Annotated in this window: 20 protein-coding genes; 14 read left to right on the plus strand and 6 right to left on the minus strand. The window is 35.3% G+C overall.

Annotated elements, in window-relative coordinates; translation table 11 throughout:
• Positions 1-24 precede the first annotated feature (24 nt).
• The 3 genes from BK574_RS00440 (at position 25) to BK574_RS00450 (ending at position 2,497) form a co-directional block, all read left to right on the plus strand.
• Positions 25-549, plus strand: coding sequence for a DUF4352 domain-containing protein (locus tag BK574_RS00440; protein ID WP_238457902.1), 525 nt, complete (start codon positions 25-27; stop codon positions 547-549).
• A gap of 4 nt (positions 550-553) precedes the next feature.
• A complete protein-coding gene (locus BK574_RS00445; RefSeq protein ID WP_078427024.1) occupies positions 554-1,423 on the plus strand; it encodes a PHP domain-containing protein in 870 nt (289 codons plus the stop codon).
• A gap of 126 nt (positions 1,424-1,549) precedes the next feature.
• Positions 1,550-2,497 carry an HD-GYP domain-containing protein gene (locus tag BK574_RS00450; RefSeq protein WP_238457903.1) on the plus strand — a complete coding sequence of 316 codons (948 nt, stop codon included), beginning with the start codon at positions 1,550-1,552 and terminating at the stop codon, positions 2,495-2,497.
• Positions 2,498-2,505: 8 nt separating this feature from the next.
• Here the strand turns inward: BK574_RS00450 and BK574_RS00455 are convergent, their stop codons facing one another.
• Positions 2,506-3,180: a reverse transcriptase-like protein gene (locus tag BK574_RS00455; RefSeq protein ID WP_075386126.1), complete on the minus strand. Its 675-nt coding sequence runs from the start codon at positions 3,178-3,180 to the stop codon at positions 2,506-2,508.
• A 459-nt stretch (positions 3,181-3,639) separates the two neighbouring features.
• Between BK574_RS00455 and metA the strand changes: the two genes are divergently transcribed.
• Both metA and BK574_RS00465 read left to right on the plus strand, forming a co-directional pair.
• Positions 3,640-4,554, plus strand: coding sequence for a homoserine O-acetyltransferase MetA (gene metA, locus BK574_RS00460; protein WP_075386127.1), 915 nt, complete (start codon positions 3,640-3,642; stop codon positions 4,552-4,554).
• A 395-nt stretch (positions 4,555-4,949) separates the two neighbouring features.
• On the plus strand, positions 4,950-6,047 hold the full coding sequence (locus tag BK574_RS00465; protein WP_078427026.1) for a hypothetical protein: 1,098 nt from the start codon (positions 4,950-4,952) through the stop codon (positions 6,045-6,047).
• Positions 6,048-6,154: 107 nt separating this feature from the next.
• Here BK574_RS00465 and BK574_RS00470 read toward each other — a convergent pair whose 3' ends face one another.
• On the minus strand, positions 6,155-6,355 hold the full coding sequence (locus BK574_RS00470; protein WP_075386129.1) for a hypothetical protein: 201 nt from the start codon (positions 6,353-6,355) through the stop codon (positions 6,155-6,157).
• A 95-nt stretch (positions 6,356-6,450) separates the two neighbouring features.
• On the opposite strand from BK574_RS00470, the gene BK574_RS00475 reads away from it, so the two are divergent.
• The 5 genes from BK574_RS00475 (at position 6,451) to BK574_RS00495 (ending at position 14,315) form a co-directional block, all read left to right on the plus strand.
• Complete coding sequence (locus BK574_RS00475) at positions 6,451-7,317, plus strand: alpha/beta fold hydrolase (RefSeq protein ID WP_078427027.1); 867 nt, start codon at positions 6,451-6,453, stop codon at positions 7,315-7,317.
• A gap of 54 nt (positions 7,318-7,371) precedes the next feature.
• The gene (locus BK574_RS00480; RefSeq protein WP_078427028.1) at positions 7,372-8,589 is read left to right on the plus strand and encodes an EAL domain-containing protein; all 1,218 of its coding nucleotides are present in this window, start codon (positions 7,372-7,374) and stop codon (positions 8,587-8,589) included.
• A 249-nt stretch (positions 8,590-8,838) separates the two neighbouring features.
• Positions 8,839-10,017, plus strand: coding sequence for an MFS transporter (locus BK574_RS00485; RefSeq protein WP_075386132.1), 1,179 nt, complete (start codon positions 8,839-8,841; stop codon positions 10,015-10,017).
• Positions 10,018-10,163: 146 nt separating this feature from the next.
• Positions 10,164-13,958: a dynamin family protein gene (locus BK574_RS00490; RefSeq protein ID WP_078427029.1), complete on the plus strand. Its 3,795-nt coding sequence runs from the start codon at positions 10,164-10,166 to the stop codon at positions 13,956-13,958.
• A 39-nt stretch (positions 13,959-13,997) separates the two neighbouring features.
• Positions 13,998-14,315 (plus strand): iron-sulfur cluster biosynthesis family protein, encoded by a 318-nt coding sequence (locus BK574_RS00495; RefSeq protein WP_075386134.1) that lies wholly within the window; start codon positions 13,998-14,000, stop codon positions 14,313-14,315.
• A 66-nt stretch (positions 14,316-14,381) separates the two neighbouring features.
• Here BK574_RS00495 and BK574_RS00500 read toward each other — a convergent pair whose 3' ends face one another.
• Both BK574_RS00500 and BK574_RS00505 read right to left on the minus strand, forming a co-directional pair.
• Positions 14,382-14,759 carry a YppG family protein gene (locus BK574_RS00500; RefSeq protein ID WP_078427030.1) on the minus strand — a complete coding sequence of 126 codons (378 nt, stop codon included), beginning with the start codon at positions 14,757-14,759 and terminating at the stop codon, positions 14,382-14,384.
• 23 nt (positions 14,760-14,782) lie between these two features.
• The gene (locus BK574_RS00505) at positions 14,783-15,226 is read right to left on the minus strand and encodes an Hsp20/alpha crystallin family protein (protein ID WP_075386136.1); all 444 of its coding nucleotides are present in this window, start codon (positions 15,224-15,226) and stop codon (positions 14,783-14,785) included.
• Between the two features lie 113 nt (positions 15,227-15,339).
• On the opposite strand from BK574_RS00505, the gene BK574_RS00510 reads away from it, so the two are divergent.
• Together BK574_RS00510 and BK574_RS00515 are read left to right on the plus strand one after the other, a co-directional pair.
• Positions 15,340-16,269 (plus strand): dipeptidase, encoded by a 930-nt coding sequence (locus BK574_RS00510; protein ID WP_078427031.1) that lies wholly within the window; start codon positions 15,340-15,342, stop codon positions 16,267-16,269.
• Between the two features lie 104 nt (positions 16,270-16,373).
• Positions 16,374-17,180, plus strand: coding sequence for an ABC transporter ATP-binding protein (locus BK574_RS00515; RefSeq protein WP_078427032.1), 807 nt, complete (start codon positions 16,374-16,376; stop codon positions 17,178-17,180).
• Positions 17,181-17,189: 9 nt separating this feature from the next.
• Here BK574_RS00515 and BK574_RS00520 read toward each other — a convergent pair whose 3' ends face one another.
• Positions 17,190-18,551: an IS4 family transposase gene (locus tag BK574_RS00520; RefSeq protein ID WP_078427033.1), complete on the minus strand. Its 1,362-nt coding sequence runs from the start codon at positions 18,549-18,551 to the stop codon at positions 17,190-17,192.
• Positions 18,552-18,768: 217 nt separating this feature from the next.
• Between BK574_RS00520 and BK574_RS00525 the strand changes: the two genes are divergently transcribed.
• Both BK574_RS00525 and BK574_RS00530 read left to right on the plus strand, forming a co-directional pair.
• Entirely contained in the window at positions 18,769-20,391 is a 1,623-nt protein-coding gene (locus BK574_RS00525; protein ID WP_078427034.1) for a Na/Pi cotransporter family protein, read from the plus strand.
• 80 nt (positions 20,392-20,471) lie between these two features.
• Positions 20,472-21,377 carry a chemotaxis protein gene (locus tag BK574_RS00530; RefSeq protein WP_078427035.1) on the plus strand — a complete coding sequence of 302 codons (906 nt, stop codon included), beginning with the start codon at positions 20,472-20,474 and terminating at the stop codon, positions 21,375-21,377.
• 120 nt (positions 21,378-21,497) lie between these two features.
• Here the strand turns inward: BK574_RS00530 and BK574_RS00535 are convergent, their stop codons facing one another.
• Complete coding sequence (locus tag BK574_RS00535; protein ID WP_078427036.1) at positions 21,498-21,989, minus strand: DUF421 domain-containing protein; 492 nt, start codon at positions 21,987-21,989, stop codon at positions 21,498-21,500.
• Positions 21,990-21,994 lie beyond the last annotated feature (5 nt).

Raw genomic sequence — 21,994 nt, forward strand, 5'->3', positions numbered from 1 at the left:
GAATTTTTGGAGAGGAAGTAAAACATGATTAAACAAAAATATATTATATTATTAGCGCTCTGTTCTTTATTATTTGGTTTTGCTGGTTTTTGGGCTGGGACAAACTATGCGGCTTCAACAATGACGGATGTGGAAGAAGTTGAAAAGGTAGAGGATCAACGTTTGCAAGTCGGAGATAGTGTAACGATTAATGGGGTGGATTTAACTGTTAATGATGTGAAATTAGATAGAACAAATGAGGAATATGATTACGTAATTGTTGATTTAAGTATTACGAATCAAAAAGAACATATTCATGAGTTTACGCTCCATAAATTGACCTTAGTGGATGAAGAAGGTTACGCTTATGAACATGATCATCAATACGACACAAAGGGGATATTAGGTGGTCAAATAGCACCACAACGAACTGTTCGTGGAGAAGTTGCTTTTTTTGTTCCTAGTAATGAAAAGTATGAATTTATTTATACAGACCATTTGCGAACTGGACAGGTGATTTGGTATGTTGATAGTAGTAGTATGAAAATTGTGAAAAGGGAAAAGGAATGATTAGATGACAAATGAGCATATAAATGCGGACTTACACATGCATTCAACGGCTTCAGATGGGGGATATAATCCAAGTGATTTGATAGAAAAGTGTAAGCAAGTGGGTCTTCAATATATAGCATTAACGGATCATGATACTACAGCTGGCGTTAAAGAGGCGATTGAAAAAGGGCGAGAACTAGGCGTTTTCGTAATACCAGGGATTGAATTTTCAACGAAATATAAAGGGAAAAGTGTACATATGCTTGGTTATGGGCTGGATTATGAAAATCAAGAATTATGTGAAATGTTAAAAGGTCAACAACGTATGAGAAGAAAACGACTAGATGTTATCATAAATAAATTAAAAGCAGTAGGTCTTATTTTAACCGCAGATGATGTGTTAGAGTTTGTCGATGGAGGAAGTATCGGTAGACCCCACGTAGCAAAGGCGTTAATTAAAAAGAATTATGTTCATGATGTTGCAGAAGCTTTTGAAAAATATTTAGCTGAAGGTCGTCCATGTTATGTTCCGAAAGAAAAAGAGATGACACCTGAGGAAGCAATCAATTGGATTCATCGAATGAATGGGGTTTCCATTATTGCACATCCTGTCTATTATGATTTAGATGACTGGATTGAAACTCTCGTTACTGAATACGGATTACAAGGTGTTGAAGTGTATCATCGCGATCATTCCAAAGAAGATCGTATTCATTATGAAAAGCTAGTAAAACAAATTGAAACAAAACATAACACAACGTTATTAAAAACTGGTGGTTCTGATTTTCATCATGAAGACTATGGGAGAGTTCGTGAACCTCTTGGAGTAACGAGAATTCATAACAACTACGCAAAAGAACTTATTGCTATGCTTGAGAAAAAGAATAGATAAGTCCCTTTCTGTTAGCTGGTTTATGGTAAAATATACAATAGGAGAAAAAAATATATTGGATACATAACCAAAAGAGAGTGAAGAGAAGTGCGCCTCATACAGATTGAAGAATATAATCAGAAAACAATGGAGCTTGCAAAACCGATTCACGATGTAAAAGGAAGAGTCTTATTAGGAGCTGGCCATCGAATCCATCCTAAATATATAGAGAAACTAAAAAATTTGAACATTAAATATATGATCATTGAAGATGCGATTTCACAAGGAATAACATTGGATGAAATGGTTGATATGCCAACATGGATTGATGCTATTCAATGTGTTCAATTGGCATATGAAACGGTCAAAAATAAACAAACGCTTCCGTTTCGTGAGATTCAAAAAATCGCAATTAAGTTAATATCTGAGGTAAGAAATCGAAAAGTTGTGATGCTAGCTCCTTCAACTGCTGCAGCTGCAGAAGTACAGGAGCATGCTCACTGTGTCAATGTTACATTAATCGCGCTCCAAATGGGGAGATTTCTCAGATACAATGAACTTCAGTTAAAAGATTTAGCGTTTGGTTGTTTAGTACACGATATTGGAAAAGTAATAAGTGAAACTAACGAAGTACATCCATTAAAAGGATTTAATTTAATACGAAATGTGAGAGAAGTAAACCTAGTTTGTGCCCATATTGCTTATCAACATCATGAGTGGATTAATGGAGAAGGCCACCCAAGAAAAATAGCAGGAAGTGCTATTTTGGAATTTGCTCAAGTCTGTGCAATTGCTAATGAATTTGAGCATCTAATTTCTAAGGAACGAATTAGCGCCTATACTGCGATCGAAATGCTTATGACGAAAGCTGAAAAAGTGTATTCTCATAAAGTGATCGATGCTTTGTTCAAAAGTGTTCCTTCTTATTTACCAGGTATGTGGGTGGAATTAAATACAGGTAAAGAGGCAATTGTTACTAAGATTGAAACACATATTCATCGACCTTTCGTTCGGATCATTGAAAGTGGTGAAGAGATTTCTTTAGAAGACAACTCAACGCTAATTATTACGAAAGAGCTGTCTTCGGTTGAATAAGATGAAATTTAGTTTTCACTATTATTGCTTAAATTGAAGTGACTTGAGATAAAGATTTCGTTTAACGCTTGGGAAGCAAGTTGGTCTGCTTCCCGATTTTCTTTTCTAGAGATAGATGTAAAGTTTATTATGTAACCAAGTTGTTTGGTTTTCTCTTCAATTCGATTAAGCCAGCGTTCCAAATCTGCCTCATAACATGGCCATTCATTTGTCAATTGGTTTATGACAACCATTGAATCGCCTTTAATCGTTAGCTCTGTGTGGTGGATTTCAAGTTCTTCTAATTGCAATAACAAATACCATAATGCAGCATATTCAGCTTCATTATTTGATTCGATTTCTTCTATTCGTTCATTTTTACGAACTCGATATTTGTGCCCATCTTTTTCGTAATAGATAACGATACCAAGGCCAGCTATGTTTGTGGATTTATCAAAGCCACCATCAAAGTAAGCAACAATTTGGTCAGGTTCCTTCGATTTTTTTTCTATAAACTTTTCTAATTCTTTTTTTGTCCATTCTGAATCCAATTGGTCATAAAATCGAAGCTGTTTCACTCTGCCTGTTTTCTCTATATCTCTTACAAAAAAAAGAGTATCTTGAATAGTCATAAAATCAGTGGTGAGTACATACGTATTTTTTCCTTTAGGAACTAGGTAGTGCCATTCTAATCGGATTTTCATTACGATCCACCTCAATTTTGAAAAGTCTTAACAAAAAAATAATTGCGAATTATATAAAACCATGATAATTTAATAAATTAAAAGGGTAAAGTTTTATTTTGTATTCAGGTTGAAAAAAAGCGGACAAAGTCTTACACGCGAAGATTGGTACAGACTTCATTTTGTCAAAAACTTATGGACTGTAGTAGGGAAAGGTTTTTTCATTGTAAACCGAGAAGTGAGCAAACGAAGTTCTTCACAGCTATTATCCCTATACGGTTTCAAACGATCTTAGAGCATCTTTTTTAAATTTTTGTTGAGAACTCGATTTACAAGTTTAATTCCTTGTTTTATTAGGATAAGTTTAACTAATTTACGAATTACTGGTGCATTCATATCTACAATTCCTCCTATCATGTATTTATTGTATAGGATGGATGATTATCTATAGATTTATCCCGCTATAAAGGAGATAGAAAAATGCCAATTAGAGTTCCAGATCATTTACCAGCAAAAGAAATATTAAACAAAGAAAATATCTTCGTCATGGATGAGAGCAGGGCTTATAAGCAAGATATACGTCCATTAAAAATTGTTATCTTAAATTTAATGCCAATAAAAGAAGTGACAGAAACACAACTCCTTCGTCTGCTAGGAAATACACCTTTGCAAGTAGATGTTGTTTTTATTCATCCAGATACACATAAATCAAAAAATACTTCGGAAGAACATCTCTCATCATTTTATAAAACGTTTGATGACATTAAGAACCAAAAGTTTGACGGGATGATTATTACGGGAGCACCGATTGAAAAATTAGTTTTTGAAGAAGTTAATTACTGGGAAGAGCTAAAACAAATTATGGAATGGACAATCACCAATGTTACCTCGACACTTCATATTTGTTGGGGGGCACAAGCCGGTTTATACTATCATTATGGTGTACCGAAATATCCGCTTGAAAAAAAGCTGTTTGGCGTATTTGCTCATCAAGTTAACAATGAATCCAATGTAAAGTTATTAAGGGGATTTGATGATGTATTTTTAGCTCCTCATTCTCGTCATACAGAAGTTAGAAGGGAAGATATTGAAAAAGTTCCTGATCTTGAAATTTTAAGTGAGTCTAATGAAGCAGGCATCTATATTGTGGCTTCAAAAAATGGAAAACAAATTTTTATTTCGGGACATTCGGAATATGATTGTACGACGTTACAAGATGAGTATGAAAGAGATGTAAATAAAGGTCTCAATATTGATATGCCGATCAATTACTTTCCAAATAATGATGCCAATTCAAAACCGTTATTACGGTGGCGAGCACATTCCAATTTGTTATTTTCAAATTGGCTAAACTATTATGTCTATCAAGAAACACCATATGATTTAAATAATTAAAAAAAATAAGGCTGACTCCAAAAATAAAAATGAGTCAGCCTTATTTTAATTCTGTCCAAATGGCGCTAACATGATATTCATTGTTAACAACCTTCTCAAGCGAACTCGTTCCAGGAAGCTGGAACATCGGGGAATTAGATGGAGTTTCGACTCCACCTGATTAGAACTTCCCACCTACGTTACGCTAAGAGGTGGGGGTTTTTACTCTAAGAACATAACCAGGAAAAAGCTGTGAGTTTTTGTCACCATTTAAATTATTTTGCATAGGTTTACAATAGGTTAATGTCTATTTTATTAATAAACTTATGAACTAAACAATGTACAATTAAATGATCTCAAGGATTAAACATGTTTTTTGTCACCTTTATCAAAATTTTTTAGGTGGAGGTTTATTTATGAAGATGCATCGACGGTTTTATGTAAGCGGACATACAAGGGTCGGATATTATTCAGTCTTACCCGAGTTAGCTAAAAAATTTGAATGTTTGTTTGTGTTAAAAGGGCTTTCTATGAAACAAGGGCATGAAACAATAAAAAAAATAGGGAATGCACTTAAACAAAACCATCATTCGATCGATTATTTCCATAGTCCAAGTAATAATGATTATGTCGAAGGATTACGTATCCCTGAGTTGAAGCTAGCGGTCGTCACATATGATATGGTAAAAGATTTAAATACACACTTTGAGGAGCAAAGTGTTATTATAATTAACTTTAACAAAGCACTAGATGAGGAAAAGGCGATACAATTTAAAAAGCAAATCAGTCAACTACAAAATGAGCGGGCTTATCAAATTCAACTTGCGTATGAGCGCTTTTCGCAAGCAAAAGAGCATCATGAAATGAAAGAGCAAATCTATTTGTCTGCTATGGACTTTTCAAAAGCTGATGAGGTAACAGATAAACTTAAAAAGGCGATCTTTCAATCTAAAAAAGGGAAGAGAAAGACAAGGACAAGTGAAGAAATTTTCTTTGGGGCAGCTACTCCAAAAGGAGCAGTGCACTTTATTGAAGAGTTAACTTCAGAATTAAAAACGAGATATATTATAAAAGGACGGTCAGGTAGCGGGAAGTCAACATTAATGCGAAAAATAGCAACTGAAGCCATTCACCGTGGTATGAACGTTACGTATTTCCTGTGCGGGTTTGATCCTTCAAGTGTCGATATGATTATAATTGAAGACCTTGGAATTGCGATCCTTGATGGAACGGCACCACATGTTATTAATCCGACAAGTGATAGAGACAAGGTGATTGATATGTTCGAATTTTGTATTGATCCAAGTATAGAAGAGACGGATATGTCAGTCATTACACAATGTGATACTAACTATAAAAGTTGTATGAAGGAAGGAACAGCACACTTAATGAAAGCAAAAGAAGTTCAAGACGTTATCGATGAATATTATGATCTAATTACTGTGAAGGAGCAACTAGAGATTATTCAAAACGACGCAATTCAAAAACTGATTGAGCCATTAAATCAAAATTAGAAGGCTGTGGCTGACTCCTAGCTATGGGTATCAACTAACCATCAGTGGGGGAAGGTAAACCATCACTGATGGAAGTTTCACTATATAAGCTACATTTTCCAATTCCTCTATAAGTTTCTCTTTTGAACACCAACTCGATCTTTTAACGGACCTGGGTCAACATGAAGATCGTTGTGGTCATCGTCACTAACATCTTCCATTACAAAGCCATCACCATAATCTTTAGTGTATTCTAAGTCGATTTTTGCTTCTAAACCATAATCCTTCGTACGTGGCTCGACAGTAATTCTTTTATTATTATTTTTCATGCTAACCCTCCATTACTTAATCAAACTTCATTATAGTTTGTTAAAATTAAGGTAATCCTATACGATATAAAAACGCATTGGGAGGAAAGGTCTCAATGGAAAAAACGTATCATGAAATAGTGGAAACAAAGTTAGTAGACGGTGTAAAAGTTCACTATGAATATTACTATCATGAAAATCATTTAAATCGGCCAGTTATCGTTCTTATCCATGGATTTGTTTCATCAACTTATAGTTTTCGGTATTTGATTCCTTTATTAGTCAAACATTATCCAGTGCTTGCGGTAGACTTACCTGGCTTTGGTCAAAGTGAAAAATCGACTTCCTTTGTTTATTCTTTTCATAATTATGCACAATTAATTTTCACAATCCTCACAATGTTAAAAATTGATAGAGTTGTACCTGTAGGTCATTCTATGGGGGGGCAAGTTGGCCTTTATATGGCTAAATTGAAACCAATTCTTGTTGAGAAAGTGGTCTTGCTCTCTAGTTCAGGCTATTTAAAGCGAGCAAAATGGAAGTTTCGCTATGCTTCTTACATTCCTTTAGCTCCGCATATGGTGAAACGGTGGTTTGTGAAACGAAATTATAAAGATGCCTTAACTTATGTAGTCTATAATAAAACAATTGTTAATGATGATACTGTGAGTGAATATGCGAAAGCATTTGAAGATGATCAATTTTTTCATTCTTTAATTCGGATCCTCCGCCATCGTGAAGGTGATTTATCCGCCGACGAGTTAAATGAAATCAAACAACCTGTACTAATATTGTGGGGAAAATATGACAAAGTAATTCCTACTCAAATTGGTAAAAGGTTGCAATTAGACATTCCTAACGCAAAAATTTTTATTTTTGATGAAACAGGTCATTTAGTAACAGAGGAGCGTCCAAAAGAATCAGCTGAACAAATTATCGAATTTTTAGATGGACTCAGAGCGGATCCAAGTTCAAAAATATAGTTGGTATGCTATAATATGATTGTCCTAGTTGTTGGTAACTTGGGAGGTGTTAATTTGGATGCATTAGATGTCATTATGAATAAAGATAAAATTATTCCCTATTTTCAGCCAATTGTTAGTGCGGATACACAACTTGTTATTGGTTACGAGGTGTTAGCTCGTATTGAGTTAGAGGATGGCGTAAAGAGCTTAGGGTGGTTTTTTAAAGATCACACCATTCCAGATGAATATCGGCAAGAGGTAGATGAATATGTATGCAATCATGCACTGGAGAAGTTCCTAGCACTTGAGAGAGAGGCTAAGCTTTTTATTAATGTCGATATGAATGATATTTTAGCTAATGATGGTGAACGGCTAATCAAAAATTTAAAATCGTTTGAAAGTAAAGGACTTCTGCTTTCAAATATTGTTATTGAATTTACGGAGCAAGACTTCAATGGCGATTTTTCGTTGTTAAAACATTTCATAACTTATATCCAAAGCCTAGGAATCCAACTAGCGATTGATGATGTTGGGAAAGTAGGTAGTAACTTAGATCGGATTGCTCTATTAAAGCCGAATATTGTAAAAGTAGATTTAGAGTTTCTAGAGGGGGATGCCTTTCCTCAGTTATATAGAGATGTACTTTATTCTTTGTCACTTCTTACAAGAAAAATAGGAGCTACTTTAATGTTTGAAGGCGTCGGTAGTTTCAATCAATTGAATTACGCATGGCGAAATGGTGGTCGGTATTATCAAGGGTTTTACCTTTCAAGACCGAAACCGACGTTTCAAGAAGTTGATTTTTGTAAAGACTCATTAAAAAAAGAATTCCATCATTTTATTCATTATGAACGTAAAAAGATTGAGGCGCAGTTAGTATTAACTGAAAAATTAGGACAGTTATTAAAAAATTCGTTAAAAAAATTGAAATCATTTTACAACTATGATGATGTGGTCATGCACATTTCCAAAGAATTAAACGAAGTATCTTTTCGAATATATATTTGTGATCATGACGGTTATCAGCAATCAGGAAATGCGGTTAAAGGTGAAAATAACCTATGGAGATTAGAAGAGGGCAGCAGGTATAAGAACTGGAGTTGGCGGCCGTACTTTTTAGAAAATATCGTTCGTATGAACTATGAACGTAAAGGTTTATTATCCGATCTCTATACAGATATTGAAAAAGATGAAATGATAAGAACGTATTCATTTCCAATAAATGACCAACTATATTTATTTGTCGATATTCCATACAATTACTTGTTTGAACAAGATGGTTTAATTTAACAAAAGATAACGGCCTTTAAATCAAATATGGTTTTGAAGGCTTTTTGTTTTTTTCTGAAAAGTTAATTATTTGTAAAACTATAGTCAATTGCGTAGAAAACCTTTATCCTTATATGGTGAGCAAAATAGTTTTTTGGGACACTAGAAAAGCTCAATTTACTCGAACAGCAAGAATAATCTTTTATTAAGAGTATGCGGAATGGTTGAACGCATCTTCTTTCTGTTAATTGAAGGGAGTGAAATAGAAATATGATACCAAATCAATCTGTATTTAAGCTCATGGCTTATTTATTTTTTGCGTATGCAATAATGAACATTGTTATGAGTTATATGCCTATATACTTTACGTATCAAGGGATTAGTGCGAGAGAGCTTGGTATTCTTTTAGCAGTAGGACCGCTCGCTTCTATTTTCGCACAACCGTTTTGGGGTTATATGAGTGATAAATTTAAATCAATTAAACGGATTTTACTTATCGTCGTTGTGGGGACGTTAGCTACTGCACTTGTCTTATTTCAAATGAATAACTTTACTGGATATACGATCATGATGTTCGTATTATTTTTATTTTTAGCGCCAGTCACAGCATTAGGGGACAGTCTTTCGCAAAAAACAGCTCTTCAACACAAAGTGAATTTTGGACGAATTCGGATGTGGGGCTCGCTAGGCTTTGCGGTTGCTTCATTATTAGCAGGTTACTACTTGACCTTTGTCGGGATCCAATTCATTATGTATCCAATTTTATTCATGACAATATTTGCGTTATTATTTGCGTTTTTACTTCATGATGTTAAAACGACGAATAAGCCTGTAACGATATTACATGCAGTAAAATTAGGGGCGAATCCACGTCTGTTTGCATTTTTATTAATTATTGTTTTTGTTTCAATTACCCATCGAGCAAATGATACGTATCTTGGTATTTTTATTACTGAACTAGGTGGAAGAGAATCAATAATTGGCTGGGCTTGGTTTATTGGTGTTGTTTCTGAGGCGCTCGTTTTCTTTGCTACGGCATTGTGGTTTAGGAAGTTTAAGCCAATTACGTTCTTGATGATTTCAGCTATTTTATATAGTATACGGTGGTTTTTGATGGGGGCTGCGACGACACCAGAAACACTTCTTGTATTACAAGCATTGCATGGAGTAACCTTCGGAATTTTTTACATTGCAGCTTTTCAAATTGTTTCTAAGCTTGTACCTGAAGAATTGCAAGCGACAGGCCACGTATTATTCATTACGACGTTTTTTGGAATATCAGGTATCATCGGTGCCTTTGTAGGTGGTTTAATTATTCAAAGCACTGGTGTCGCACAGCTATATAGTTATTTGGGCTTTTTATCGCTTATTGGATGTATCGGCTTACTAATTTATAAGTTTATAACAGAACATCGCTTTGGAAATGCGATAGAATATTCGAAATCATAGGGGCTGCTCATTGAGTTGCCTCTATTAGACTTTTCAAGGCTATATAAGGTAATATTTTATAGTAACTCTACACAGATGACCAACAAGTACATTATTGTTGAATAAGATGAACGTCTTAACGATATGGATGATGGAGGTGAGGGAACGTGCAACTACCAACTTCTCTTCAAGATGAAAATGTATTTATTAATAGTATGGAATTGGTGCAAGTCTTACATGGAATTAAACGAACGTTAGAGAACGATGACTATAAAAATAGTAAGATAGATGAAATCACAGAAAAAATAGAAGGACAACAGTACGGGATTGCGTTTTGTGGTCATTTCTCAGCTGGGAAGTCTACACTTATTAATGATTTACTCGGTGAATATCTCTTACCTGCGAGTCCTATTCCAACAAGTGCTAATGTTGTAAAAATGATGAGTGGTTTACCAAGGATCATTGTTGAGTTTGCTACTTCAACAAAGCAGTCAATCAATGGTATGTATGATCATGAAGTCATTCAACAATATTGCAAAGATGGCGATAATGTAACGAAATTGACGATTTATAGTGATCAGCACGGACTACCTAAAGATTTATTTATCTTGGATACTCCAGGAATTGACTCTACAGATGACGCACATAAATTGGCAGCTGAATCAGCATTACATATTGCAGATATAGTAGTCTATATGATGGATTTCAACCATGTCCAATCGGAAATGAATTATACATTTCTCAAGGAAATGAATCGACGGTATAAAAAGCTTATTATAGTAGTGAATCAAATTGATAAACATCAAAGGGCAGAAATGAGTTTTGAGGAATTTAAAACTCATACGATACAGTCCATTGAAAATGAAAAAATTACGTTTGAAGCGATATTTTTTACATCGGCAGTTAATCGATTGTATCCGAACAATGAGTTGAATAAATTGAAAAGCTACTTAGAACAGGTAATTGCTAAGCGCCAGCAACTATTACCCGTTAGTGTATGGAAAGAAGTATTTTTCCTTTTGACAGAATATGAACAATGGCTGAGAAGTTCATATAAGAGTCGCTACACTCAATTTCAAGAATTGTTATCACCGTATCATATATACGATGAATCTTTCTTGCGAGCTGAATTAGAACAAATGAAAATGGCAACAAAGCCGCATTCAGAAGTCATTGAAGAATGCGAAGAGACATTCTTACTTCAGTTCAATACACTACTTAACAACGCTAATTTAATGCCATATCATACACGGAATTTAGCAAGGGATTTTCTAGAAGCTGAACAAATCGGCTATAAAGTTAGAGGATTATTTACTGCGAAAAAGACGAAGATGGAAAGAGAAAGAAGACGCGAAGCCCTATTTCGTGAGCTTAACGATAATGCAGTAACATATATTGATATTCATTTAAAAGATATGTTTTTTAAACTATTAAAAAACTATCAAATAAGAGATAACAATCTTATCCAAGCAGTCCATAAATTTGCAGGTCAATTACAATTAGATGTTATCGTAAAGTCACAGAAAAAAGGTGCGTTATATACTCACGAATATGTACTAAACTTCTCGAAAACATTAATGGAAGAAGTGAAACTTCATTACCGAAAGAAAGCGAATGAACTGCTAGGACTAACAATAGAAACGTTAAATAAAACGCTACTCCATCAAACGAAAGAGAAGATTAGGAAACGGGATGACTTAGAGAGAAAGATGGCAGCATGTGTTGGTATTCGCGAAATGAATGAAGAGATAGAAACTAAAGTTCGTAAAATAGTAGAAAAATTAGAAGCAATTGTGGATCACAGTGGAACTAATTCAGTATATGAAAACTCTTTAATTTCTTTTAAATTTAAGGAAAGATCCGAAACGAAAGAACAAAAAAGAAAATGTATCAATTTAAGTGAGTTAGGCAGTGAGAGAGTCGATGTTAAGTCCCTTCATTTCAAGGATGAAAAAGAACGCAGATTGCGTGCTGCAGTCCATATTGAAAACATGGGTAAGATTATTGAAAAACTTCCGAGTATGAAAAGAATAGGAGAAAACTTCTTCCAACAGAGCAAAAGGCTAAAAGAGAAGAAATTTACGATTGCTTTATTTGGAGCCTTTAGTGCAGGAAAGTCTTCATTTGCAAATGCTTTAGTTGGAGCTAATGTTCTTCCCGTATCGCCACATCCAACTACGGCGACAATTAATCGAATTTTACCACCGACAGATGAGGACCCGCATGGGACAATCTACGTTTTTTATAAGAAAGAAGAACTCGTTTTATCTGAAGTTAATGAAGTTTTACGGATTGTAAATAAGTCGATTGCGTCGCTAGATGAGTTGAAATTACTGTTTGAAGAACGAGAAAAGAAACGAAAAGAAGTTGAAGAAAGTGATGATGAAGAAAAAAATGAAGACGAGCAAGCGGATTTATTTGAGCTACTTAATCCAAATCAATTGCAATATTTAACGTTTATTATGGAAGGCTACCATGAGATGAACGAGCGATTTGGTAAGAGCGTTTCAGTTTCAAACGATAAATATAAAAAACTAGTCGCAACTGAGCGGTTTGCGGCATGTATTGAACGCATTGATGTATTTTACGATTCACTAATCGCTAGGCAAGGAATTACTCTTGTCGATACGCCAGGGGCAAATTCGAGCCATGCGAGACATACAGAACTTGCTTTTAATTTTATTAAGCATGCGGATGCGCTTGTTTTTGTGACGTATTATAATCATGCATTTTCTAGGAGTGACAAGGAATTTCTCATTCAATTAGGGAGAGTCAAAAATTGTTTCGAAACAGATAAAATGTATTTTATTATTAATGCAGCAGATTTAGCACAAAGCCAAGAAGAGATGAAGCTTGTAACCTCTCATGTTGAGAAAAACTTACTACAATGTGGGATCCGTTTTCCACAAATCTATCCTGTTTCAAGTCAACTCGCGCTCCTTGCAAAAGTGGAAAAGCAGCGCCCACTAACCAAGGATGAAAAAGAGCAATATAAGATGTTTCTCCAAGATGACAAAGAGAGAAAAGGATACGAATATTCAGGAATAGCAGCTTTCGATGCTTCATTTTATTCTTATATTATAACAGAGTTAACCAATGTAGCGATTCGAGCAGCAGATGAAGATATCATTCAACTGAGTCATACATTAAAAAAATGGTATGAAGATGCAAACAAAGGTGAGGCATCGAAGCGACTACAACGAGATACGTTACGACAAGTGATTGCAACAAAAAAAGCAGAAATTATTTCGGAAAGTTTCGGAGTGGAAGAACAATTCGTTCGTCAAGAAATCCAAGAGTTATTTTACTATGTAAAACAAAGAGTATTTTATCGCTATTTTGATGAATTCAAAGAATTGATTAACCCTACCAATTTCACGAATGAGGCTAATTTTAGTCAGCAGTTGCGTCTAGGAGTTCATGGTGTTCTCCAATTTTTATCACACGACTTACTTCAAGAGTTACGAGCGACAACTTTCCGGCTGGAAGTGTATATCAAAAAATGTTTAAATGATATCGAAATGCATATCGTTGGCCATATACTAAAAGAAGATGATTTCTCACTATTACGGTATGAGATGACGCCGCTTGAAGAAGTGAAGTTTCAATCCTTTTCTCCTATTCAAGTATCCGACTTTGACGAAGAAATGAAAGAATATGTTGATATTAAAACGTTTTTCATTGATAAGGGTCATCAACGATTACGTGATAAGGTGGAAGAACGATTAAGGTCCCCTGTTGACGAATATTTACAAACGTTTAGAGATGATTTAGAAGAGATCGCGCTAAATTGGTTCCAAGCTGAAGTAGCAGCATTAAAATCTCATCATATTTCAGAGCTTGAACAGTATGAACAAGAAATAGAGCGGGTATTATCCGACCAAACACAGTCTATATTAATCGACAAAGTAATTAGTGAGGTTGGGAAAGAGCATCGTCAACTCACTACATATGTGGAGTGAAAATTATGTAATCGACATAAAAATTGAGGAGGAATCATTATGGAAGTAATTATAACCGATAGTGCCTATTCACGATTGGTATCAGAGTTTGAACAAGAAGCGATTGAATTACGAGTTCTAGCAATTGATACATACGAATGCAGTACGATGTTAGAATTTCAACTTGCTCTAGATGAGCGAAGAATAGAGGATACAGTCATTACATGTAAAAAAGTTAACGTTTTACTTGACCAAAAAGCAATAGAGGAGATCGGTCACTATTTAAAGGTTGATTACTATGCAAATCAAGGCTATCGTCTCATTAATTCAGCACAAACATTAGCCTACGGATTACGAATAAAAAAGAATAATGTGTAATAAAATCTTGAAGCTAACTCAAATTAAATATCAAGATTAACTATGTTTGAGTTAGCTTCAACTTCATTAAACTTTTGTGGCTGTTGTGAACATTGAACTTACAGATTTAACAATAGGTGAAATTTGGTTTACCGTTTTAACAACTTGGTCAACGGTTTGAAATGTTTTTGCAATATCAAAGTTTCCATTTGGTCCTTTAAAGGCATTAAGGAATCCAGGACCTTGCTGACCATAAGGATGTTGCGTTCCATAAAAGTTCGGACGGTTATTAACTGGGTAATTGGGTGGCCAATTTTGTTGATAAGGTAAGTTATGATTCGGGTTCGGATAAGAGTACATCTCATGTGGATGATAACCACTTTGGTATTGATTTTGGTAATAATTTGGTTGCTGGTAGTATGGATAGTTTTGCATCATAAATGGTGTTTCATTATAGAAATTCAATTTAACCCCTCCACTAACAAACGTTATTCAATGTCAATGACATGACGACGGTTTGGAACTTTTATTGTTAAAAGTCCGTTTTGGTATTTTGCTTTTACATCTTTTTGAGTGACAGGAAATGGCAGTGAGATGACGCGCTCTTTGACTTGAGAAGAGTATTGTTGTGAAACGTAGTGGTCTACCTCGTTTTTTTCTTCAATAAATTCCTCTTCTTTTACACCGATTTTGATGTGACTTTGATATACATCTAAGATGATTTGATCTTTTTTAACACCGGGTAATTGAGCTTCGATAATAAAATCAGAGTCCGTTTCGTATGTTTGAACTGGAATTTGCGGGTGGAACATGCCATTATTATGAAGATTTTGGAACGCATCATAAAAAAACGAATCGATGGATTTTAAGAAATCATTATAAGATTTTTTAATAACATCAGGTAATTGAGGTTCCTTTTTCTTATCATTCATGCAGATCACTCCCATTCATTTTCTTATCTATTTTTACTATATGAATGAAGGGTTGTATCTGTTAGTGATAATCACCTAAAGGACAAATACCTAATGAAAAAAAGGAGGTTTTTATGAAGATTTTTGATGCTCATTGTGATGCACTACTAAAGCTTTGGGAAAATCCTCAACGAAATTTTACGAACGCTAATGAAATCGATGCTAATTATGAGCGACTAGTTGCTGGAAACGTCAAAGTTCAATGTTTTGCACTATTTGCAGAACCAGACTTAACGATAGAAGAGAAATATCAATCAATTTTAAAACAAGTGGAATTGTTCCAATCGGAGATCCTAAGTAAACACAATAAGATGAAACATATCAAAGATTGGAGAGATGTCGCTAGATTGAAAGAAGATGAGATTGGTGCTGTTCTTACACTTGAAGGTGTTGACTGTATCGGTGATAATTTAACGAAACTAAATATTTTCTATCAACTAGGTGTGAAATCGATAGGGCTAACTTGGAACCAAGCTAATTTATGTGCAGATGGAGTAGGTGAACCGCGAGGAGCGGGGCTTACCTTGTTAGGAAAACAATTTGTTCAAAATAACAATGCCAATTTGGTTTGGACCGATGTCGCTCATCTTAGTGAAAAGGGGTTTTGGGAAGTTATAGAACTGGCAGATTATCCTGTTGCGACACATTGTAATGCTCGGGCATTGTGCGATCATGTTAGAAATTTAACAGATGAACAACTTTTAGCAATAGTAAATAAGGGGGGCTGGATTGGTCTAGTATGGCACCCCATTTTTTTAACAGGAACGGAACATGCGACCATTTCTGATTGCATACGACATATCGATCATTTGTGCTCTCTCGGTGTAAAAAATCATATTTGTTTCGGTTCAGACTTTGATGGTATTTCTGTCTATGTCAATGGCTTAGAAAACGCCAGTAAGTATCCATATTTTATTAATGAACTTTTAAAACATTTTTCAGAAGATGATGTAAAACTTTTCGCTTACGGAAATTTTGAAACATATATTCAGCGTTTAACATAATAAAGAATGAAACGCTAGGAGTTGCGATGAACAACGTCATCCTAGCTAGGGTGAATACAACTGTAATGATGTTTTAATTAAGAAATGTGTATGGAGGGGTAACGATGTGCGAAATTATTAAATTAGATGAAATTCTATTAAAAAAGTGGGACAAAACAATTATCAATAATTTAAGTTGGCAAGTTAAAAAAGGTGAACATTGGGCGCTGCTAGGATTAAACGGGTCTGGGAAGACATCTCTGTTAAAAATTATTACTGGTTACGAGTGGCCCTCTACGGGGAAGGTGTCTGTGCTTGGGAATACATATGGAACTTGTAATTTACAGGAAGTCCGTAAGAAAATTGGTTGGGTCAGTACCGCACTGGATGACCGGTTTCAAACAAGGACGAATGATACAGTACTTGAAGTGATCTTAAGTGGAAAAATGGCCTCTATAGGATTGTATGAAGATGTCACCCCTGAAGAAATTGATCATGCAGAACAAATTGCTCAACGATTTAACATATTACATTTAATCAACGAACCGATTGGAATATTATCTCAAGGTGAAAAACGAAAGACGTTTCTGGCACGTGCTTGGATGGGAAACCCTGATTTGTTAATTTTAGACGAACCTTGTAATGGTTTAGACGTATATTCAAGAGAAAGTTTATTAGAGACGATTGAAGAGTTATCGAGTCTTGATGATGGACCAACTATTATTTATGTTTCGCATCACATTGAAGAGATGGTGCGAGGGATTACTAATGCCTTAATATTAAAAGAAGGGCAAGTAGTGGACAAAGGAAAAAAAGAGGAAGTTATTACAGCTAGAAATTTAGAAGCGGCCTTTAATCTACCTTTAAAATTATCATGGGAAGGTGGTAGGGCGTGGATTGCGATTAAAGGTGGTCGGCTAATTAATAATTGAGATAATAACTCAACTTTCGCATACCAGAATAGGGAGGTAAGCTCTGATGTAATTTGGTAAACCTGCAATCCATTGTGATAGTTGATTTTTCAGTAATTGTTGAGTTTGTTTATTTGATTTCTTTAAGACATCTTGAAGAAGCTCGATTAATTGCTGTAAAGCGACAGCCCAATCAAGTTCATTCACTTCGTCACAAAGGTCATAAAACAAACCACCTAATGTGCGTTCATCTGTGTGGCAACGATTTTGCCAAGAAAGAACGATATATCTAGTAAAAACAATGGTTGTATGACTAATGAGTAAGTCATACGAGCGTCCTTGAAACTCTTTCTGTAAGCGAAGAAGCGATTTTGTCGTCTTAAAGAACACTTCAATATCCCAACGGATGCCGTAAATACGCACAATTTCTTGTTCGGAAAGCGTGCAATCTGTACTTAGAATGGCAAGCCATTCACTCTTCTTATTACGGTTTTGAACGAACACGACTTTAACCGATACGCCGTTTTTCATCGTCGTCGTGATGGAACGAAGAAGCCCTTTCTTTCCTTGAAGGGGCGACGCGGATCGGTAGAGTTCTTTTAATGAAACCATTTGACCATCAACTTGATAACGTTGCTTCGCATTTTTGACCATGCCAATGACGTCAAGTCCTTGTTCGACGATCGCCTGAATCAAAGGTTGTTGAGTAAACCACGTGTCCATCAATACGTAAGAGGCTTCGATACCATTGGATAATGCTCGTTCAATCATCGCTGGGATTTGATCAGGTGCTGACTGGAGAGCTTCACTACGGCGCTTGTAACCAGAACTTCGTTTATCAATTTCTTCGTTGATCCCATTAATAGAAGAAGTTTTTGAGCTTAGTAAAGAGAAGTCAACCGGCATGAAAGTATAACCGTCTGACCAGCCTAATGTAAGCATTCGAAATCCTTTATAAAATCGCATTTTCAAGGAAGCATGATCAAAACAACGGGCAAGTAACTCCACATTCTTACTACGATTTCTATCAAACGTAGAATCATCAATAATTAGCACTTTTGGACGGTCCTTTGATGTAAGCACGCTGACCTTTTGAATGGTAGCTGTACTAAAGAGTAAAAGGAATTTCCGCCAAGCAAATTTGGAATGATTTACAAAACGATAGACGGTATCTTTGCCTGGATAACGCTCGCTCTTTTTAGAAGTGACAAGGGTAAACCAATTTTTTTGATGAAAGATCAGACTAAAAACAAGCTGAAACAAATAGGCACATGAAAACCCAAAGTTTTTTCGAATACCTGCTTGGCGAAGGTGTTTTGATACTTGTAATTCAGAGAATACTGCAGAAAGTTCATTTGGTAGTTGCTCATTCGAGTGTTTTTCCTTTATCATAGAGAAGGCACCTCTTCTTTGTGGTAATGGTTTCTAGTCAATTCCACTATACCAAAGAATCAGGTGCTTTTTCTGTTTAAAAGCACTCGTCAAGTAACATAATTACTAGTTCTTAAAGCTTTGATAGACCTACTCAAAGGTCAATTTTCAAGGTGCGAAAGTTGAGTAATAATATATAAATATATTTTTAGTATGAAAGAGAGAATCGTGCAAAATTATGGGGACAATTTCAGTAGTGATTGGGGGAGTAGGTTTATTCCTATTAGGAATGACCTTAATGACAGACGGCTTAAAAGCACTAGCTGGCGATGCTCTCAAGCAACTATTAAGTAAGTTTACAGGGGGAACTTTTTCATCGGTACTTTCTGGCGCGACGATTACAGCCCTTATTCAGTCTTCAAGTGCGACCACTTTTATGACAATCGGTTTTGTAAGTGCAGGGCTCTTAACGTTTACTCAATCGGTCGGCGTCATTATCGGTGCAAATGTCGGTAGTACAAGTACAGGGTGGCTCGTCTCTGTAATTGGTTTTAAAGTTAATATGGCTACCCTTGCTTTGCCATTAGTCGGGGTCGGCGTTTTTTTAAAGTTATTTTCCAAAGGCAAGTTAGCACCTCATGGGATGGCACTTGCAGGATTCGGACTTTTATTTTTAGGGATAGATATTTTACAACAAGGGATGTCAGGAATTGGAGACATGTTTGATCTTGGCGCCTTATCTGGAGATACATTCTTACATTTAGTTTTACTGATTGTTATAGGAATTGCGATGACTGTGATTATGCAGTCCTCTAGTGCCGCAGTCGTTACAACTTTGACGGCACTTTATGCGGGGGCGATTACATTTGACCAAGCAGCCGTGTTGGTTATTGGGCAAAATGTAGGAACGACTGTAAAAGCCATAATCGCAGCTATTGGGAGTTCTACACCAGCGAAGCGTACTGCAGTTGCTCATATATTATTTAATATATTGACAGGATTAGTAGCTTTAATTAGCTTACATTTACTTATTTCGGTTGTGTTTTATATAAGTGATTTGTTACATATTACCGACAAAAGTGTTTCGCTGGCTATTTTCCATACGCTGTTTAATATCATTGGAGTGCTTCTGATCGTTCCTTTTATGCCACTGTTCATTAAACTTGTGATAAGAATGGTGCCTGAAAAGGGGGATCATTTAACGAAGCATTTAGATCATAGTGTAGCCACTGTGGGTCCTGTTGCGATTGAAGCTGTAAGGAGAACGTTGTTCAAGATTTTAAGCTTAATTGCCGTTTCTTTCGTAAGTGTTATTAAAGGGCAAAAACCACTTGCATATTTAAAGAAAAGCTTGGATGATGTTGAAAATGCTTTAATTGAAATTCGTGGATTTTTATCAAAAATACATTCTGAATCACCTAGTATTTCTAACCGTGAATACAATCAACATGTTTCTATGATCCATGCCGTTGATCATATACATAGACTCACTAGGGCACTTAAGGAAACCGAATCTTTAGAAAAGCTTAAATCTGATATTCGGATTACAAACTTGCTTATGAAACTTTTAAATGTTTTTGAGCAGGTTTGTGAATGTATTGAAAAAGATCAATTGATAAAACTTGTAGCTGAAGTTGAACAGAATTCAATAGAAATAGCTTCTATTCGTAAAGAAGATCGAGAAACGATTATTAAAACGACAGCTAAAAGTCAACTGAATGTCAATGAGGCTATCGAAAAAGTTCATTCAATTCATTGGATAGATCGAGTTGCATACCATTTATGGCGAACCGTTTATCATTTAGACGAAAAAGAAACCCTAGAAATAACAGATTATGATTTAGAAAATGGACCAGAATAAATGATATTTTTGTTGTACTAGCTTTTTATTTAACTTATCATTATGATTAGACATTGAAGCAATAAACTGGGAGGATTTCCATGAATAATGACAAAATATTACTTGAAACTGGTACGAATGAGCTGGAAATTGTAATGTTTCATGTGGGGACAGGCTTATTCGGTATTAATGTTTTAAAAGTCCGTGAAATTATTAACCCATTGCCAATTACTGAGACACCAAATAGTCATTCGTATATAGAAGGAGTCATTCGTTTACGACAAGAAGTAATTCCAGTAGTTGACCTATCTAAAGTTCTAAATTTTCCTCCATCCAACCAACCAGAACAGGATAAGTTTATCATTTCTGAATTAAATCAAGTTAAAGTAGCTTTTCATGTTCATAGCGTTACAAGAATACACCGCATTTCATGGCAACAAATCGAAAAGCCAAGTCAACTTTCTCAAGGCGAACAAGCACAAACGATAGGGATTGTAAAAATGGATGAAGGCATGGCATTGTTACTCGATTTTGAGAAGATTGTTGTTGATATTAGTCCAGAGTCGGGTGTAAATGTAGAAAGCTTAAAAGTTCTTGGGCCAAGACAACGATCCATTAAAAATCTTGTAGCCGCAGAAGATTCTGCGATCTTAAGAAAATTACTAAGCGATACATTAGCAGAAGCTGGATATGATAATGTTCGTTTTTTTGAAAATGGACAGGCAGCTTGGGAATTTCTTGATTCATTGGCGAATGATACAAGTAAAAATCCGTTAGAAGAAGTAAACCTATTAATAACGGATTTAGAGATGCCTCAGATGGATGGTCATCATCTTACTTTAAAAGTAAAAGAGAATCCAAGACTGTCAGATCTTCCAGTTGTCATCTTTTCTTCTCTTATTACGGATGACTTGTTTCATAAAGGTGAAAAGGTTGGAGCAAGTGCACAAATTAGTAAGCCAGAGATCGTACAACTTGTTCAAAAAATAGATGAATTGATTTTATAAATTACCATGTCGTTACTGCTGTTCTCCTGTTAGTAAAGGAAACTTGGTCTTCTTTAATTTGCGTGAGTGTACAACAAGTAAAGTATACAAATATTATAATAAACTAAGGCTCTCCTATTGTTAGGGAGCCTTAGTTTGATTGGACTTCGACGTTTCGGAACTATTATTCATTAAAATGCTGACCTTTCCATTTGGCTCTAAAAATCCTACTTTTACTTTTTCAACGGATTCAATGCCTTTAATTCTCAATTCTTGATCTAAGTTATTTGCTGTCATTCTTGCTTTTCTTAAACCATTCATTAATACTTTTCCATTCCGAATAATCGCTATCGGACGCCCCATAATTAATAGCTCAAATCGATTAGATTTTAAAGAAAGAATACTAAAAACAATTTGAGCTAGGACAAAGCCACCTATGGCAATAATTGCAGTTAATGGATGAATGGATGGATCCACTATTGGAGCTCCCATTAAAGCGCCAATTGCGATAACAACGACTAAATCAAAATCCGTCATTTCACCAACAGCCTGACTTCCCATCATTCGAAAAGCCGTAATTCCGACAGAAAACATAAGCAGTGTTTTTAGGAAAATGATGATGTAATTCAACATGTTGG

It is taken from the genome of Alkalihalobacterium alkalinitrilicum (genome assembly GCF_002019605.1).
GTDB lineage: Bacteria > Bacillota > Bacilli > Bacillales > Bacillaceae_F > Alkalihalobacterium > Alkalihalobacterium alkalinitrilicum.